Annotated in this window: 20 protein-coding genes; 11 read left to right on the forward strand and 9 right to left on the reverse strand. The window is 64.3% G+C overall.

Annotated features, from left to right (window positions below; all coding sequences use genetic code 11):
* The first annotated feature begins 89 nt into the window (after positions 1–89).
* The 3 genes from PotMrB4_RS21355 to PotMrB4_RS28530 all read left to right on the forward strand — a co-directional run bounded on the left by PotMrB4_RS21355 (position 90) and on the right by PotMrB4_RS28530 (position 2496).
* On the forward strand, positions 90–560 hold the full coding sequence (locus PotMrB4_RS21355; protein ID WP_044414123.1) for a Dps family protein: 471 nt from the start codon (positions 90–92) through the stop codon (positions 558–560).
* Between the two features lie 107 nt (positions 561–667).
* Positions 668–1735, forward strand: coding sequence for a GGDEF domain-containing protein (locus PotMrB4_RS21360; RefSeq protein ID WP_044414125.1), 1068 nt, complete (start codon positions 668–670; stop codon positions 1733–1735).
* A gap of 158 nt (positions 1736–1893) precedes the next feature.
* A complete protein-coding gene (locus tag PotMrB4_RS28530; protein WP_044414456.1) occupies positions 1894–2496 on the forward strand; it encodes a cold-shock protein in 603 nt (200 codons plus the stop codon).
* A 74-nt stretch (positions 2497–2570) separates the two neighbouring features.
* Here the strand turns inward: PotMrB4_RS28530 and PotMrB4_RS21370 are convergent, their stop codons facing one another.
* Together PotMrB4_RS21370 and PotMrB4_RS21375 are read right to left on the reverse strand one after the other, a co-directional pair.
* A complete protein-coding gene (locus PotMrB4_RS21370; protein ID WP_172434419.1) occupies positions 2571–2780 on the reverse strand; it encodes a SlyX family protein in 210 nt (69 codons plus the stop codon).
* A gap of 3 nt (positions 2781–2783) precedes the next feature.
* On the reverse strand, positions 2784–3209 hold the full coding sequence (locus tag PotMrB4_RS21375; RefSeq protein ID WP_172434420.1) for an HIT family protein: 426 nt from the start codon (positions 3207–3209) through the stop codon (positions 2784–2786).
* Between the two features lie 613 nt (positions 3210–3822).
* Between PotMrB4_RS21375 and PotMrB4_RS21380 the strand changes: the two genes are divergently transcribed.
* A complete protein-coding gene (locus PotMrB4_RS21380) occupies positions 3823–5118 on the forward strand; it encodes an OprD family porin (RefSeq protein ID WP_165674200.1) in 1296 nt (431 codons plus the stop codon).
* Between the two features lie 73 nt (positions 5119–5191).
* Here the strand turns inward: PotMrB4_RS21380 and PotMrB4_RS21385 are convergent, their stop codons facing one another.
* Positions 5192–5599 carry a PaaI family thioesterase gene (locus PotMrB4_RS21385; protein ID WP_232060873.1) on the reverse strand — a complete coding sequence of 136 codons (408 nt, stop codon included), beginning with the start codon at positions 5597–5599 and terminating at the stop codon, positions 5192–5194.
* A 114-nt stretch (positions 5600–5713) separates the two neighbouring features.
* Between PotMrB4_RS21385 and PotMrB4_RS21390 the strand changes: the two genes are divergently transcribed.
* Together PotMrB4_RS21390 and PotMrB4_RS21395 are read left to right on the forward strand one after the other, a co-directional pair.
* Positions 5714–7429 carry a proline--tRNA ligase gene (locus PotMrB4_RS21390; protein ID WP_172434422.1) on the forward strand — a complete coding sequence of 572 codons (1716 nt, stop codon included), beginning with the start codon at positions 5714–5716 and terminating at the stop codon, positions 7427–7429.
* Between the two features lie 10 nt (positions 7430–7439).
* Positions 7440–8396: a hypothetical protein gene (locus tag PotMrB4_RS21395; RefSeq protein WP_044414140.1), complete on the forward strand. Its 957-nt coding sequence runs from the start codon at positions 7440–7442 to the stop codon at positions 8394–8396.
* Positions 8397–8424: 28 nt separating this feature from the next.
* Here PotMrB4_RS21395 and PotMrB4_RS21400 read toward each other — a convergent pair whose 3' ends face one another.
* Positions 8425–8700, reverse strand: a complete 276-nt coding sequence (locus PotMrB4_RS21400) for an acylphosphatase (RefSeq protein WP_074971895.1) — start codon at positions 8698–8700, stop codon at positions 8425–8427.
* Positions 8700–9182, reverse strand: coding sequence for a TlpA disulfide reductase family protein (locus PotMrB4_RS21405; RefSeq protein ID WP_172434423.1), 483 nt, complete (start codon positions 9180–9182; stop codon positions 8700–8702). The genes PotMrB4_RS21400 and PotMrB4_RS21405 overlap by 1 nt, the downstream gene beginning before the upstream one ends.
* Before the next feature lie 30 nt (positions 9183–9212).
* Between PotMrB4_RS21405 and PotMrB4_RS21410 the strand changes: the two genes are divergently transcribed.
* Both PotMrB4_RS21410 and PotMrB4_RS21415 read left to right on the forward strand, forming a co-directional pair.
* The gene (locus PotMrB4_RS21410) at positions 9213–10619 is read left to right on the forward strand and encodes a PilZ domain-containing protein (protein ID WP_172434424.1); all 1407 of its coding nucleotides are present in this window, start codon (positions 9213–9215) and stop codon (positions 10617–10619) included.
* 122 nt (positions 10620–10741) lie between these two features.
* Positions 10742–11134 (forward strand): hypothetical protein, encoded by a 393-nt coding sequence (locus PotMrB4_RS21415; protein ID WP_044414152.1) that lies wholly within the window; start codon positions 10742–10744, stop codon positions 11132–11134.
* A 60-nt stretch (positions 11135–11194) separates the two neighbouring features.
* Here the strand turns inward: PotMrB4_RS21415 and PotMrB4_RS21420 are convergent, their stop codons facing one another.
* On the reverse strand, positions 11195–11392 hold the full coding sequence (locus PotMrB4_RS21420) for a hypothetical protein (RefSeq protein ID WP_172434425.1): 198 nt from the start codon (positions 11390–11392) through the stop codon (positions 11195–11197).
* A gap of 166 nt (positions 11393–11558) precedes the next feature.
* Positions 11559–12779: a YihY family inner membrane protein gene (locus PotMrB4_RS21425; RefSeq protein ID WP_074971898.1), complete on the reverse strand. Its 1221-nt coding sequence runs from the start codon at positions 12777–12779 to the stop codon at positions 11559–11561.
* A gap of 119 nt (positions 12780–12898) precedes the next feature.
* Here PotMrB4_RS21425 and arsC point away from each other — a divergent pair, with 119 nt between their 5' ends.
* Genes arsC through PotMrB4_RS21440 form a run of 3 tightly spaced genes read left to right on the forward strand, consistent with a single transcriptional unit; the run spans position 12899 to position 14257 of the window.
* On the forward strand, positions 12899–13252 hold the full coding sequence (arsC, locus tag PotMrB4_RS21430) for an arsenate reductase (glutaredoxin) (RefSeq protein WP_172434426.1): 354 nt from the start codon (positions 12899–12901) through the stop codon (positions 13250–13252).
* Positions 13249–13854, forward strand: coding sequence for an NAD(P)H:quinone oxidoreductase (gene wrbA / locus PotMrB4_RS21435; protein ID WP_044414163.1), 606 nt, complete (start codon positions 13249–13251; stop codon positions 13852–13854). The genes arsC and wrbA overlap by 4 nt, the downstream gene beginning before the upstream one ends.
* Positions 13847–14257: a DUF2069 domain-containing protein gene (locus PotMrB4_RS21440; RefSeq protein WP_172434427.1), complete on the forward strand. Its 411-nt coding sequence runs from the start codon at positions 13847–13849 to the stop codon at positions 14255–14257. The genes wrbA and PotMrB4_RS21440 overlap by 8 nt, the downstream gene beginning before the upstream one ends.
* A gap of 48 nt (positions 14258–14305) precedes the next feature.
* On the opposite strand, the gene hda is transcribed toward PotMrB4_RS21440, so the two are convergent.
* Together hda and PotMrB4_RS21450 are read right to left on the reverse strand one after the other, a co-directional pair.
* A complete protein-coding gene (hda, locus tag PotMrB4_RS21445) occupies positions 14306–15010 on the reverse strand; it encodes a DnaA regulatory inactivator Hda (RefSeq protein ID WP_044414169.1) in 705 nt (234 codons plus the stop codon).
* Entirely contained in the window at positions 15007–16101 is a 1095-nt protein-coding gene (locus PotMrB4_RS21450) for an AI-2E family transporter (protein ID WP_172434428.1), read from the reverse strand. The genes hda and PotMrB4_RS21450 overlap by 4 nt, the downstream gene beginning before the upstream one ends.
* Positions 16102–16135 lie beyond the last annotated feature (34 nt).

The following is a 16135-nucleotide window of genomic DNA, read 5'->3' on the forward strand; positions in this document are numbered from 1 at the left end:
GATTTTTACCGGCATCGAAGCGCCATTTCCCTGTGCTAGTCTCTGCCGATCACGGGCCCTAGCCGGCCCGCACCACTGAGGAGAGACGTATGGAAATCAACATCGGAATCGCCGAACAGGACCGCGCAGCCATTGCCGAAGGCCTCTCCCGCCTGCTGGCGGATACCTACACCCTTTACCTGAAGACCCATAACTTCCACTGGAACGTGACCGGTCCAATGTTCAACACCCTTCACCTGATGTTCGAGGCCCAGTACACAGAACTGGCCCTGGCCGTCGACGCCATCGCCGAGCGCATCCGCGCCCTGGGCTTCCCGGCTCCCGGCACCTACGCGGCCTACGCCCGCCTGTCCTCCATCAAGGAAGAAGAAGGCGTCCCGGCTGCAGAAGACATGATCAAGCAACTGGTCCAGGGCCAGGAGGCCGTGGTTCGAACCGCGCGCGGCATCTTCCCGCTGCTGGACAAGGTGAGCGACGAACCGACCGCTGACCTGCTGACCCAACGCATGCAGGTCCATGAAAAGACCGCGTGGATGCTGCGCAGCCTGCTGGCTGCCTGACCCTCCATGCCCTCCGAGAGGCCCGGTTCGCCGGGCCTTTTTGCTGGGCGACAGCACCCCGCCTGAACTATGCTTCGCACAATCTCCCTCCTTGTCAGTACCCGTTGATGAGCCAGCCCTCCAAATCCCCCCTGCTGCTCGAACTCTATCCGGAGGAGACCCGCGAGGCAGCGGAATTGCTCAAGCAGGCCGTCCCGCTCATGGTTCGCCATGACATTCCGCCAAACCCCATCCACTACGCCCTCTGGTACACCTACAGCCAGGGCAAGCAGCCCGACCTCAACCGCCGCCTGGACAAGATCGTCAAGGACTTCGACGCTTTCCCGCCTGATTCGGCAGTGAAGCTGTTCCGCGACTTCATAATCCGCGGTGAACTGGAAGAGGCCCGCGCAGGGCAGCAGCAAGTCATCGAACTGGTGGATGACATCGAGACGGATGTCAGCCGGAGCGTCGTGGGCAGTACGGTCTACCAGCAAAGCCTGGAAGCGGGCCTGGCCGCCCTGCATGACCCGATCATCGACGACCTGCCCAGCGTGCTGAACGATCTGCACCAGAGCACCCAGCTGATGCATGACCAGCAGGAGCAGTTCCTCTACCGACTGCGCGCCGCTCAGGCCGAAATCCACACCCTGCGCCTGCAACTGGAACGAGCCCAGATGGCCGCCACGCTGGACAGCCTGACCCAGGTGTTCAACCGGCACGCCTTCACCCGACTGCTGGAACAGGCCCTGGCAGAAAACACAGCCGGCCTGGCCCTGATCATGCTGGATATCGACCACTTCAAGCAGTTCAACGACCACTTCGGCCATCCCCTGGGTGATCGCGTGCTGCAGCATGTCGGCCAGTTGCTCAAGGACCTGCTGCCCCCGCGCGCCCTGGCAGCCCGCTACGGTGGCGAGGAGTTCTGTGTCGTCTTGCGCGACTGCCATGAACTGGCCAGTGCCCGCGCCTTCGCCGAGATGCTGCGATTGAAGTTCCAATCCCTGCGCGTCAAGGTCCGCCGCACCGACCAGGTGCTGGACACCATCACTGCCAGCTTTGGCATCGCCCTGGCCGAACCGGGCGACAACCTGGAAAGCCTGCTCACCCGAGCCGACGATGCCCTCTACCAGGCCAAGCGCAACGGCCGCAACCAGGTCCATCCCGGCGCGCCAGAAGCTGCGCTAACTGCTTGATTTGAGTAGCCCTAGTCTTTCCTGTTAAATAGCGCCCGGTGCCTGCAACCCGCCACACAGCAGGGTTATAGGCATAGGCTGGCGCGACCTCTTTACCGGATTACCGGCGCGCCCGCTCTTTCCGTTGTGCGTTTCCTATCAAGGTGAGTCCATTGAACATGTTGAAAATCGTCCATCTGCTGACGGGCGCTGCTGCGCTCCTGTTGTCCTTCATTCCCAGCCTGCGCGGTGATGCCCTGCCGTACCTGCAGCAACCTGACGCCCTCTACCTCGCTCTGATCGGGCTGCTCAACCTGCTGATGGCGCCCGTCGTTCCGGTCTGGGCACGTGGCACCCGCAGCCAGCTCCAGGCGTCTGTCTCCGCCCTGCTGGTGCTCGCGGTGATCCTGCAGATCGCCGTGCTGCTGGCACCGATCCCGGAAATCGGCGGCAAGCCCGCCATCCTGCTGAGCCTGCTGGCCAGCTTCCTCGCCGTCGCTCTGCACCTGCTGCTGAACCTGCGCAAGGTCACCCAGGCCGCCCCGATCCTGCAGGACATGAGCAACCGTGAAACCGGCACGGTGAAGTGGTTCAACACCTCCAAGGGCTTCGGCTTCATCTCCCGGGACTCGGGGGACGACATCTTCGTCCACTTCCGCGCCATCCGTGGCGAAGGGCATCGCGTCCTGGTGGAAGGCCAGCGCGTCGAGTTCACCGTGATGCAGCGGGACAAGGGCCTGCAGGCGGAAGACGTGATCGCCGCCCTGCCCGGCCGCCGCTGAGCAATACCAGGCTAATGAAAAAGCCCGCCATCACGGCGGGCTTCTTCTTTATATAGAGGCGAAACAGGCACAGCTCAGTAATGGGGCGGCGGCGCCTCATCGCCGCCGGAAGCACCGAACTGGCTCAGCAGCTCTTCCTGTCGACGTGCCAGCGCCGCGACCTGCATCTGCAACCGGTCGACGATCCGCTGCTGTGCCACGATCTCATCATTGAGGGCCTGGATCGTGTCGTCCTGGAAAGCCAGGCGAGTCTCAAGCTCCATCACGCGCATTTCCAGACTCATGCCTTACTCCTCCACGAATCGGAAATCATCCGTCAGGACCAGGCGCAGACGTGCCAGCAGGTCCGCGATCTGCCCTTCGGTGTAGGGAATGGCAGGAGCACGCCCCCACACGGGGGCCGGCCAGGCAGCGTCACTCTTGCGCCGGGCGATCACGTGCACGTGAAGCTGGCTGACGACGTTACCCAGCGTGGCGACGTTCATCTTGTCCGCACCGAAACTGTCCTTCAGCACCTCGGCCAGCGACACCGCCTCCTTCCAGAGCTGCTGCTGATCGGCAGCGTCCAGCTGGAACAGCTCGCTCACCTCTTCCCGCCTAGGAATCAGAATGAACCAGGGATACTGCGAGTCGTTCATCAGCAACAGGCGGGAAAGGGGGTAGTCCCCGATCACCCGGCAATCCTGCTGAAGCCTTGGGTCCAGATTGAACATGGCGATCTTCACCTCAGTCATGCAAAACGCCCATCAAACGGGGCAAGAAATGGCTGCGAAGAATACCCAACCGTCACCGATCGGGACAGCCAAACCCGGCAGGGTTACCGCCATGCACCAGAATCGACCACGCGCACCACCGTGAGGCGTTACCTCGTAACACCTCAAGCAGCCGTTTCGGTCGCATCGAGAACGAATGACCAATACCCAGCTATCATTTCTGCCCAACACCTGCACGCCCGGCGGAAAACTCACAGCAGCAAGAGCAGGCCGTCTGGTTTGTGCACGGATGTTGCTTTATGCAACGCCATGGTCGACCGGGTCATCTCGGTACGCCTGTTCCGGACGCGAACGTCGCGCCAGGCCTAGTTGCACTAAGTGCCTGTAACGACCGCAGAAAAACAAGAACCAAGGGATTGAAGCAAGAACTACGAATATGCGACACGCGCCCACCCGAATTGCGACATGGCCGTGAAGTTTTCGTAAGGAGCGGAGCCCAGCTATCGCCATCTTGAGACGTCGTGCTATAAGTTAGCGCCGACACAAAAAGAAAGAACCGCCTTCAATAAATAAGAAAGCGGCGAGAATCTTCAAAACCAAAGGAGCAATCACAATGCAAGTGATGAAGTGGAGCGCACTGGCCCTGGCCGTGACCGCCGGTACCACCCAGTTGGCGTTCGCCAGCGCCCAGGACGAGTCCAAGGGCTTCGTCGAAGATAGCAGCCTGAAAGTCCTGGCTCGCAACCTGTACATCAACCGTGATTACCATCGCGGTGGTGATGCGACCGAATACCGCGCAGTTGGCGGCAACCCCGCAGGTTACACCTCTGAGTGGGGCCAAGGCTTCATTGGCACCTTTGAGTCAGGCTTCACCCAAGGCACCGTGGGTGTAGGCGTTGATGCATACGGCTTGCTCGGCATTAAGCTGGATAGCGGCAAAGGTCGCGCCGGCATTCTTGAGATGCCCATGGACAGCGATGGCCGCTCCCAAGACGAATTCTCTGAAGCAGGCGCTGCAGTAAAAGTACGAGTGTCCAACTCCGTACTGAAATACGGTAACCAGTTCGTAGCCCTTCCAGTCTTCGCAACCGATGACAGCCGACTGCTGCCTGAAGCCACTACCGGCACTCTGTTGACCGTCCAAGAAATCGAAGGCCTGACCCTGAACGCCGGTCGCTTCACTGCTCTTAATCAGCAATGGCAGACCGATCGGGACAGCGGTCGCATGAAGTCGATCAATGTTTACGGCGGCACTTATGCCATCACTGAGCAACTGAGCACCTCGCTGTTTGCTTCTGACCTGGAAGATACATTCAAGAAGAAGTACGCCAACGTGAACCTGACTGTTCCGCTGGCCGACGAGCAGTCTCTCGGGTTCGATTTCAATATCTACAAGACCGACTACGACAAGAAAGCCTACGGCTCCAGCCTTGATAACACCATCTGGAGCTTGGCAGCCTCTTACACCATGGGCGCCCACAAGTTCACCGTTGCACACCAGCGCAGCAATGGTGATGCCGGCTACGATTATGGTGCAGATGGCGGCGGCACCATTTACCTGGCTAACTCCATTCAAGTGAAAGACTTCAACGCTGAAGACGAGACGTCTTGGCAAGCTCGCTACGATATCGACATGGCATCCTTTGGTGTGCCTGGCCTTACCTTCATGGCACGCTATGTAACCAGCGACAACGCCACTATTCGCGCCAAGGACCGCAGCATCACCGATAGCGACGCTGGCCGCTGGGAGCGCAACTTCGAAGCCAAATACGTCGTGCAAGATGGCGCAGCCAAAGACCTTTCCTTCCGCGTTCGTCAAGCAACCGTTCGCAGCGACAGCTCCTTCGGTGCGTCGAATGACCTCGAAGATGTTCGCCTGATCGTCGAGTACCCGCTGAGCATCCTGTAATACAGGTCTCTTCGGTAAGCGACACGAAAAAGCCCGGCCTAGCCGGGCTTTTTCTTTTCCGCTGTCCCGTCATTCATATCGGCAGCGCATAGGTGCCCGTTACATGGGCCACCATCTCCTCCTCCGCCCCCACCGAATACAGCGCAACCTCGCACACAGCCTGACGCCTGCTCAAACGCAGGATGCGAGCATCGGCCAGCAGGTCAACCGGCCTGGGTTTCGCCAGGAAGTTGATGTTGAGGTTGCTGGTGACCGCCATCTCCACCCTCCCCAGACTGCCCAGCACCACCGCGTACATCGCCGCATCGGCCAGCGCCATGATGGTCGGGCCGGACAGGGTGCCGCCCGGGCGGACCAGGCGAGGCTGGAAGGGCACCCGTGCCAGGGCACGGTGGGTGTCGAGGAGGTCGATGTGCAAGTCGATATCCGCCGCCATCGGCACCCCTTCCCGGATCAGCGCCTGCACCTGCTGAGCATTCAATGAAGACATCACCACCCTCCTCTCGCGGTTGGGCCCGCAACCTGTACGCGCCCCGATGAGCGCCGTACAATGCCCAGCCACTCAAACCCATCGCAACCGACGAAACGGCCAAACATGCGTACCAGTCAGTACCTGCTTTCCACCCTCAAGGAAACTCCCGCCGATGCCGTGGTGATCAGCCACCAGCTGCTGCTGCGTGCCGGCATGATCCGCAAGCTGGCGTCGGGCCTCTACACCTGGTTGCCGATGGGCCTGCGGGTACTCCGCAAGGCGGAGACCATCGTCCGCGAAGAAATGAATGCCGCTGGCGCGCTGGAAGTGCTGATGCCCGCCATCCAGCCCGGCGAGCTGTGGCAGGAGTCCGGTCGCTGGGAGCAGTACGGCCCCGAGCTGCTGCGCCTGAAGGACCGCCATGGTCGCGAATTCTGCGTCGGCCCGACCCACGAAGAAGTCATCACCGACCTCGCCCGCAACGAGCTGAACAGCTACAAGCAGCTGCCCATCAACATGTATCAGATCCAGACCAAGTTCCGTGACGAGATCCGTCCGCGCTTCGGTCTGATGCGTGGCCGCGAATTCATCATGAAGGACGCCTACTCCTTCCACGACTCCCAGGCTTCCCTGCAGGAAACCTACGACGTCATGTACGGCGCCTACTGCAAGGTCTTCACCCGCCTGGGCCTCGACTTCCGCCCCGTGCAGGCCGACAACGGCTCCATCGGCGGCAGCGGCTCCCACGAATTCCATGTGCTGGCCGAGTCTGGTGAAGACGACATCGTCTTCAGCGACAGCTCCGACTACGCCGCCAACATCGAGAAGGCCGAAGCCGTACCGCGCGAGAAGGAGCGCCAAGCCCCCCATGAGGAGCTGCGCCTGGTCGACACCCCCGACACCAAGACCATCGCCGCCCTGGTTGAAAAGTTCGGCCTGCCGATCGAGAAGACCATCAAGACCCTGGTAGTCCACGGCGCCGAGGAAGGCACCCTGGTGGCCCTGATCGTCCGTGGCGACCACGAACTGAACGAGATCAAGGCTGCCAACCAGCCCCTGGTCGCCAGCCCGCTGGTCTTCGCCAGCGAAGAAGAACTGCGTGCCGCCATCGGCGCCGGTGCCGGCTCCCTCGGCCCGCTGAACCTGCCCATGCCCTGCATCGTCGACCGCTCCGTGGCCCTGATGAGCGACTTCGCCATCGGCGCCAACATCGACGACAAGCACTACTTCGGCGTCAACTGGGAGCGCGACCTGCCGCTGCCCGAAGTCGCCGACCTGCGTAACGTCGTCGCCGGCGACCCGAGCCCCGACGGCAAGGGCACCCTGGTGATCAAGCGCGGCATCGAAGTCGGCCACATCTTCCAGCTCGGCACCAAGTACAGCGAGGCCATGAACCTCAGCGTACTGGGCGAGAGCGGCAAGCCGGTCACCCTGATCATGGGCTGCTACGGCATCGGCGTTTCCCGCGTGGTGGCCGCCGCCATCGAGCAGAACAACGATGACCGCGGCATCCTCTGGCCGGACGCCCTGGCGCCCTTCCAGGTAGCCCTGGTTCCGCTCAAGTACGAGACCCCCGCCGTCAAGGAAGCCACCGACAAGCTGTATGCGGACCTCACCGCCGCCGGCATCGAAGTGCTGCTGGACGACCGCGACAAGAAGACCAGCCCCGGCGTGAAGTTCGCCGACATGGAGCTGATCGGCATCCCTCACCGCGTCGTCGTCAGCGAACGCGGCCTGGCGGATGGCAACCTGGAATACAAGAACCGTCGCGAGACCGAAAGCCAGCCCGTTGCCGTCGACGACGTGCTGTCCTTCATCAAGGCCCGCCTCAACCGCTGATCGAGAAGACATGTCCAAGCGTCGTACCACCCGCCTCCTGGGAGCTGCCTTGTGCAGCTCCCTGTTCCTCGGCGGCTGCGCCAACCACCTGCCCCAACGCAGCGAACATGAGGAGCGTGTCGAGCGCAAGCTGCTCAACCACGCCCTGCAGGTCGACGCTGGCGAACCCCGTGTCCTCGAACTGCCGCAACGCCGCGTACGGGTCTATGACCAGAAGACCTTCGAAGTCACTGAGTTCGAGGTTACCCGCCGCTATGACCGCTACACGCCCTACCAGCCCTGGCGCGAGATCTACGAGATTCCGCTCGGGGCCGTCGCAGTGGTGGCTGGTGTAGGCGCCAACGTCCTCAACGTCGCCCTGCTGGGCAGCCTGCCCGACACCGCCACCAAGGACTGGATCAGCTACGGTTTTGCCGGGCTCAACCCGTTCATGAACGTCGAGTCCAACGGTCGCTCGGAACAGAACCTGGCCAGCATCGACGAAGAACAGCGCGACAAGCGCGTCGAGTATTCCAGCCTGCCCTGGTCGGAACGCCCGGTGATGGTCACCGCCGGCAAGCAGACCAGCGAGCTGCTCACCGACCGCCATGGCGTGCTGCGCCTCAACCTGCTCGATGGCCCCTTCGCCGACCAGGACATCAGCCGCGTCGGCAAGCTGCTATTGAGCGTCGAAGACCCGCAGGACGGCGCCCGCGCCGAAACCACTCTGATGGTCAGCCGGGACCTGCGCGGCAAGCTCAAGGAAGCTCACGCGCTGATCTACGAAGACCTGGAAGACGACGAGGTGTCCCAGTGGGTCCACCGCGTCAAGCGCCTCTCCGAGCTGGGCCTGGAAGAAGAAGCCAGCGAACTGGAACAGAGCCTGATCGAACTGACGCGCAATGATCCGGAACTCCAGCAGGAATTCCTCAAGGCACTGATGAAGGATGCCGGCCGCCTGGTGGCCGACCCAGGTGAAGGCGAGTAGGCCGTCACAACGTAACGGCCATGCCGATTCAGCGACGGACCACGAACCCCGCGATCCCCTGCAGCGGGTGAACCTCCAGCTCCACGGCGCTGACCCGTGCCTCCTCGGGGCCCTGCTCCAGCCAGGCTGCCAACTCACGAACGGCGGCCTCTTCCCCCTCGAACAGCACCTCTACGCGCCCATCCTCAAGGTTGCGCACCCAGCCATCCAGCTCCAGCCGGTCGGCCTCTTCCTGAGTGGATTGGCGGTAATAGACGCCTTGCACCTTGCCGCTGACATAGCCATGCATGCAGATTCTCGCCATCACGGTTTCTCCTGCCGCAGGCCTGCAAGCCGCTCGCTCAAGCCCTTCGCGGTCTGCTCGCCCAGCAGGCGCTCGCGCACCTGGCCACGGGCATCGAGGATGTAGGTCACCGGCAACGCCTCGCTGCGCGGCAGCTTGAAGCGCTCGGAAGGGTCCTGGGCCAGCACGGTGAAGCCGATGCCCATCTGGCGGCTCGCCCTTTCCAGTTCGGCGCCCTGCAAGCCATCGAAGTTCACCCCCATGACCTGCACCCCCTGCCCCTTCAGCTGTTCAGCCAGAGCGTTCAGCTCGGGGATTTCCGTGCGGCACGGCGCGCACCACTCAGCCCAGTAATTGATGACCAGCCACTGGTTTTCGAAGCGCTCACTCGTTACCTTCTGCCCATGCTGATCGAGGCCCAGATCCTCAGAACAGCCTCCCAGCAACAGAGCGGCCCCCGAAACGATGAGCGCCCCGAAAACAGCCTGGAGTCGTGATCCCATCTCGTCGATCCTCGTACCTGCGGGGTTGATATGACATTGGATGCCCTGCGCCTCGAGGTACCGGACATCGTCGACGAGGATGGCAGCTGCCTCATGGGGCTCAACCCCGCGCTGGCCAGCGCCCGGCTGCTGCCCCTGGAGACCGGCCTGCAACAGGCCCTGGGACAGCTGTTCCGCCTCAATCGAAGTGCGGTGACCTTACTCGAAAGGCAGCGGGCGCTGCAAAGCTTCAGCGAGGAATACCGCCACTACGCCGCCGACTTCATCGAGTCCCGCCCCCCACCGCCACTGTTCCTGCGCTATTGCGCCGAACTGGCCGCCGGCTTCAAGCGCCTGCTGCTGCAGATCCTCCAGGGTCGCCAGCCCTCGCTTCCGCACCTCGCCTGGTGCCTCTACATGGCCCAGCACTTCACCGCGCAGACGCTGATGCGCCACTACCAGCAGTACCAGGAGCCGCCCGGCGCCCTCTGGCGTGACAGCCACCTGCTGTACTGGATCGGCGAGCACCAGGGCTGCCTGGACGAACCGGTCGCCGCCGCCTTCCGCCCAACCCCGGCCGATACCCTGCGCGGCCTCTACCAGCAGGTCCTGCTGCTGGCCCTGAGCAACCCGTTCCACCTCACCGAAGGCGAGTGCCCGCTGCTGTTCGGCGCACTCGCACCCCTGGCCGGCCTCGCCCGGTTGCTGCCTTGGGACGGCGAGGACGAATCCGAAGGCCCCGTCGTCGACCTCGGCCTACCGCAACCCTACCTGCCACTGGACCAGCCCGCCCGCGCCCCGTCCACCCAGTTGCGCAGGCTCGAACTGGGCCCCCTGCTGGTGGCCCTGTACGAACCCGCGCCCCTGCAAAGCCCGGTCGAGCACGACCTGCTGGAGCGCGTCAGCGCCAACTGGCTGGGTCGCCAGCAGCGACGTCATGTCCGAACCGAGAACGAAACCGCCTGCACCTTGGTGGCCGGCCTGCCCGCCATCCATGCCCACCTGCTGGCCCAGCGCCCCGGGGCCATCGAAGCGCGCATGCAGGACGCCAGCGCCGGCGGCGCGCGCCTGCTCTGCCTGCCCCACCAGGCACCGCAACTGGCGGTCGGCCAACTGGTGTTGCTGCTCAACAGCGGCACCCCCACCCTGGCCCTGGTGCGCTGGCGCCACGGCAACCGCGAGGGCCTGCACATCGGACTGCGCTACCTCAAGGGACTGCCCCGCCCCGTCTGGCTGAGACGCGCTCCCAACGCCCAGACCCACCCCGGCGTCCTGCAGAGCACCCCGGCCCCCGGCAACGGCTGGCACCACGGCCTGTGGCTGCCCCAGGACCAGTTCGTCGAAGGCGAACAGCTTTGGCTCCAGCTCGCCAGCGTCAACAGCCAGGCCATGCTGCCGCTGCCTGCCGCGAATCTGGCGACGCCCCTGGTGGCCCGCCACCCGCTGAAACTTGCCTGATCGGCCAAACTGCGAGCCGAGTCACGCCGCGCGCCGCTCAAGCGCACAGTTTCCCCGCCCGTCGATTCCTATAATCAGCGGCCTACCGTCCGCCGCCCTGCCCGAAGACAGGAATCCCCACGATGTCTCAGAACCTCGACAAACTGATCGGCCCCGTTCCCTCCCGAATCGTCGAAGGCGCGCATTTCGTAGTGACCCCCTACGAGGGTCGCGTGGCCGAATTCAACGTCGCCGCATGGCTGCAACTGCCTGGGCTAGCCAGCCTGCCGGTGTCGCTGCTGGTGAGCTACCGCGATGGCGAAACCCGCCGCGAGGTCATGGTCGACCACGGCAAGGTCAACGCGCACGGCAAGATCCTTCTCTCCGGCATTGCCCGCCTGCCCGCCCGGCAACGCATCGAGGACATGCAGGTGCGCCTGAAATCCGCCGTGCCCTGCCAGAGCCTGCAGGTCGAAGAACTGTTCGTGCAGGCCGTCGAACAGGCCGTCAGCGACAGCCGCCAGGCCATGGCCTGACAGCAACCGGACATGAAAAACCCCGCCTTGGCGGGGTTTTTCATTTATGCGGCAACCGCGTCAGGCGCGCGCAGCATCACTGGTGGGCGGCGTCGACTCGTCCCGTCTCACCGGCAGCGCGTCATCCGCGGTCCTGGGCGGCACCAGCGACTCCGGCCAGCGGGTGAAACGCAGCCCGGTGATGCGGTTCAGGCGTTCGAGGGCCTCTTCCGGATCACGCTCATGTAGGTGGACGACCTTCGATCTGCCCTTGCTCATAGAAGTACTTCAGTCCTTGCGGCCCGCCTGCTGGCAGGGTGATGGCATGTTGTACAGGTATCTGCCAGAAACGTGCCAGTCATACCGGATGCAGGCACGCCCCACCGTTACACGCCAGATACCAAGCGCCACGAATCAGACACCCGCAACCAGCTGACCTTTTTTGTCACTCCTCGACCGGCCGCAGCCAACTGGCCAGGCTTTTGTCGAACAATGCTTGCTGATCCTCCTGCAGCCGCTCCAACGCCACCTTCAGCGCCGGATACCAGGGCTCGTCCAAGTGACCCGGCAACTGCGCCGGTTTCGGCAACGGCCAGGGGCAGTGGTTGAGCAGTTGGTGCAGGCTGTAGCTGGAAAGGTCGCGGCACAGTACCCAGGAACCCACCGCCACCGGGCAGGCCAGGTGCTGGGCCTCGAGGAAGTCCATCAGCTCCAGCCACTCATCCTCCGGCAGCAGCCAGCCGGCACGCTGCGCATCCAGGTGGCGGACCGGCAGGCCACGCTGCTGGCGGTCATGCATCACCCGCAGGATGCCCAGCACCACCAGCAGCCGTGGCAAGGCCTGGCGGCGCCAGTGGCGCGAATGGCCCAGGTTGCACACCAGCTCCGCACCAAAGAGCACGATCACCCATGAGACATAGACCCACAGCAGGAACAGCGGAACCGTGGCAAATGCACCATAGATCAGCTGGTAGCCGGGAAAGAGGCTGACATACAGGCCGAACAAGGCCTTCGCCAATTCGAACAACAGCGCCGTGAACGCGCCCCCCACCACGGCATGCCGCAGGGGCACGCGGACGTTGGGCACCGCCGCATAGAGCAGGGTAAAGGCCGCCACGTTGAACAGCAGCGGGGTGAACCCCAGCAGCGCGCGGGTGCCGGCGATCTCGTTGAGGCTGGACAGCAGCGCCAGGGAAGTGATGTAGGTGCTCACCGCAAAGCCCGCGCCCAGCAGCAGCGGCCCCAGGCTCAGCACCGCCCAGTAGAGCAGGAAGCTGGCCATGCCCCGGCGCCGCTGGCGCACGCGCCAGATGGTGTTGAAGGCCTTCTCGATGGTCACCAGCATGGTGAAGGCCGTGATGGCCAGCAGCCCCACCCCCACCCAGGTCAGGTGCCGCGCCTGCAAGGTGAAGCCCTGCAGGTACTCCTGCACGGCCTCACCGGTACTGGGCACGAAGTTGTGGAAGATGAACCGCTGGATCTGCTCGCCCATGCCCTGGAAGGCCGGGATCACCGAGAGCATGGTGAAGGTCACCGTCATGATCGGGACCACGGCGAACAGGCTGGTGTAGGTGAGGGCCGCCGCGCTGTTGAAACCGTTGTCGCTGATGAAGCGCTGCAGCAGGAAACGCCAGAACTCCTCGATGTCTCTGATCCGCTGGCGCATTCCTTCTCCTTCGTTGACTGAGGTGCCTTGTCCGCCGCCCGAAACCACATGCACGGTTCAGGCCCGCACGCGGACGCGGTTAGAATAGCCGCCTCACTCAAGGCCTTGCGACCCCCGCCATGACCGAAATGACCCTGTATCACAACCCGCGCTGCTCGAAATCCCGTGGTGCGCTGGAGCTGCTGGAGGCCCGCGGCCTCACCCCGACCGTGGTGCGCTACCTCGAAACCCCGCCCAGCCCGACCGAGCTGAAGACCCTGCTGGCGCGCCTGGGCATCGGTGCCCGCCAGTTGCTGCGCACCGGCGAGGAGGAATACCAGAGCCTGGGCCTGGCCGACACCGGGCTCAGCGACGACCAGTTGATCGACGCCATGAGCCAGCACCCGCGCCTGATCGAGCGCCCCATCCTGGTGGTGGGTGACAAGGCCGTGGTGGGCCGCCCACCGGAGAAGGTGCTGGAGATCCTGCCTTGAGCACGCCCTACGTCCTCGTCCTCTACTACAGCCGCCACGGTGCCACCGAGCGCATGGCCCGCCAGATCGCCCGTGGCGTCGAACTCGCCGGGCTGGAAGCGCGCCTGCGCACCGTGCCGGCGGTGTCCGCCGACTGCGAAGCCAGCGCGCCGGACATCCCCGCCGAAGGCGCCCCGTACGCCACCCTCGACGACCTCAAGGGCTGCGCCGGGCTGGCCCTGGGTAGCCCGACCCGTTTCGGCAACATGGCGGCACCGCTGAAGTACTTCATCGACGGCACCAGCAGCCTCTGGCTCAGCGGCGAACTGGTGGGCAAGCCAGCCGCCGTGTTCACCTCCACCGCCAGCCTGCACGGCGGTCAGGAGAGCACCCTGCTGTCCATGCTGCTGCCCCTGCTGCACCACGGCATGCTCATCACCGGCATTCCCTACAGCGAACCCGCCCTGCTCAGCACCACCGGCGGCGGCACCCCCTACGGCGCCAGCCACTACGCCGGCGCCGACGGCAAGCGCGGCCTGGATGAGCAGGAGAGCGCCCTCTGCCGCGCCCTGGGCCAACGCCTGGCACAGACGGCCCTGCGACTGGAGAACGGACGTGGCTAGAAAACCCAAGAAACTCCCGGAGCTGGACTGGCTCGTCCCGCGCCTGGCCATCAGCCGCGCCCTGAGCCTGGCCAGCTTCCTCGGCCTGATCCTGCTGCTGACCGTATGGACCCTGGTGTACGCGGACCTGAACGGCGCCCGCTACTGGGTGGTGCTCAGCATCGAGTTGCTGCCCCTGGTGCTGCTGGCCCCCGGGATGCTCCTCGGCAACGCCCGCGCCCACGCCTGGGCCTGCTTCGTGATCAACCTCTATTTCATCCAGGGTGTACTGGCCGCTGCCGATCCCAAGCGCATGGTGTTCGGCTGGCTGATGGTGGTGCTCAGCGTGGTGCTGTTCTGCGCGGCATTGCTGTACACGCGCTGGAAGTTCCAGCACAACCGCAAGCTGGCCGGTGAAAGCTGAGGTCGGGAACGGTGAATCGCACGAAGCGCCCTACGGGGCGCTTCGTCGTTACCAGCCCAGGGTTTCCTTGAGGAAGGGGATGGTCAGCTTGCGCTGCGCCTGGAGAGAGGCCTGGTCCAGGCGTTCGAGGATGTCGAACAGCACGCTCATGTTGCGCGAGCCGCGGGTCATGATGAAGCGGCCGACTTCCTCGGTCAGGTGCAGGCCACGGCGCGAGGCACGCAGTTGCAGGGCACGCAGCTTGTCTTCGTCGGAGAGGGCGTGGAGCTGGAAGATCAGCGCCAGGGTCAGGCGCGACTTCAGGTCCGGCAGGGCGATGGGCAGTTCCCGCGGCGCGGTGTTGGCAGCCAGCAGCAGCTTGCGGCCGGCATCACGCAGGCGGTTGAACAGGTGGAACAGCGCCTCTTCCCAGTCGGCGCGGCCGGCCACGGCATCCAGGTCGTCCAGGCAGACCAGCTCGCACTGCTCCAGGTTGTCGAGGATCGCCGTGCCGTACTGCACCAGGTCCGCCAGGGGCAGGTACACCGCCTGCTCGCCACGCTGCTCGAAGCGCAGGCAGGCCGCCTGCTGCAGATGGCTGCGTCCGACACCCTCCGCACCCCACAGGTAGATCAGGCTCTCGGTCCACCCGGCATCGGGTTCGCAAAGACGCTCGACATAGCCGAGGGCCGCGGCGTTGGCGCCGGGGTAATAGTTGGCGAAGGTCGCGTCGTCACGCAGGCGCACGCCAAGGGGAAGCTGGATGGGTTTCATGCCGTATCGCTGGGTTCGTCGGAACCGCTGCCGGTCTCTCCGTAAAGATCCGAAAGTTTATAGAAATCATGCGCATGGCGCAGCAAAACCATGATCACGGCCGCCACGGGCAGTGCCAGCAGCACACCGGTGAAGCCAAACAGCTGGCCGCCGGCGAGGATCGCGAAGATCACCGCCACCGGGTGCAGGCCGATCCGGTCGCCCACCAGCATGGGGGTCAGCACCATGCCTTCGAGCAACTGGCCGACGCCGAACACCACGGCAATTCCCAGCAAGGCATAGGGATCGACCCCGCCGAACTGGAACAGCGCCACCACCACGGCCATGCCGATGCCGACGATGAAGCCCATGTACGGCACGATGCTGGCCAGCCCGGCGAGCAGGCCGATCAGCAGGCCGAGGTCGAGGCCGACGATCATCAGGCCCACCGCATAGATGCCGCCCAAAGCCAGCATCACCAGCAGTTGCCCACGGATGAACGCCCCCAGCACCTCGTGGCATTCGCCGGTGAGCTTCACCACCAGCCCTTCGCGGCTGCGCGGCAGCAGGCCACGCAGCTTGGCCACCATCAGGTCCCAGTCACGCAACAGGTAGAAGCCCACCACCGGGATCAGCAGCAGGTTGCCGACCCAGCCCACCAGCGCGAGGCCTGAAGCCGTGGCACTGGCCAGGATCACACCCACCAGGTCGGTGGTCTGTCCCAGGTGGCCACTGACGACCTCCTTGAGCTTGTCGAAGCGCCAGAAGCCCTGGGGCAACCCCAGCTTGGCCTGGACCCAGGGCAGCGCGCTGTTCTGCAGCCAGTCCAGCATCTGCGGCGCCGTCTCGTAGAGCCGCGCCACCTGCCGCGCCAGCATCGGGATCAGGATCAGCAGCAGCGCCAGCAGCACCAGGCTGAACAGGGTGAACACCGCCACCACGCCCCAGGTGCGGGACAGCCCGCGTGCCTCCAGGCGGTCCACCAGCGGGTCCCCCATGTAGGCCAGCAGCATGCCCACCAGGAACGGCGAAAGAATCGGATGCAACAGGTACAGCAGCCAGCCCAGGAGCAGCACGCCCCCGACCCACAGCCAGCGACGCGAATCAGTCATGACGGCCCCTCATCCCGGACGAATGTGGCAGGTT

It is taken from the genome of Metapseudomonas otitidis, assembly GCF_011397855.1.
In the GTDB taxonomy this organism is placed as follows: Bacteria; Pseudomonadota; Gammaproteobacteria; order Pseudomonadales; family Pseudomonadaceae; genus Metapseudomonas; species Metapseudomonas otitidis.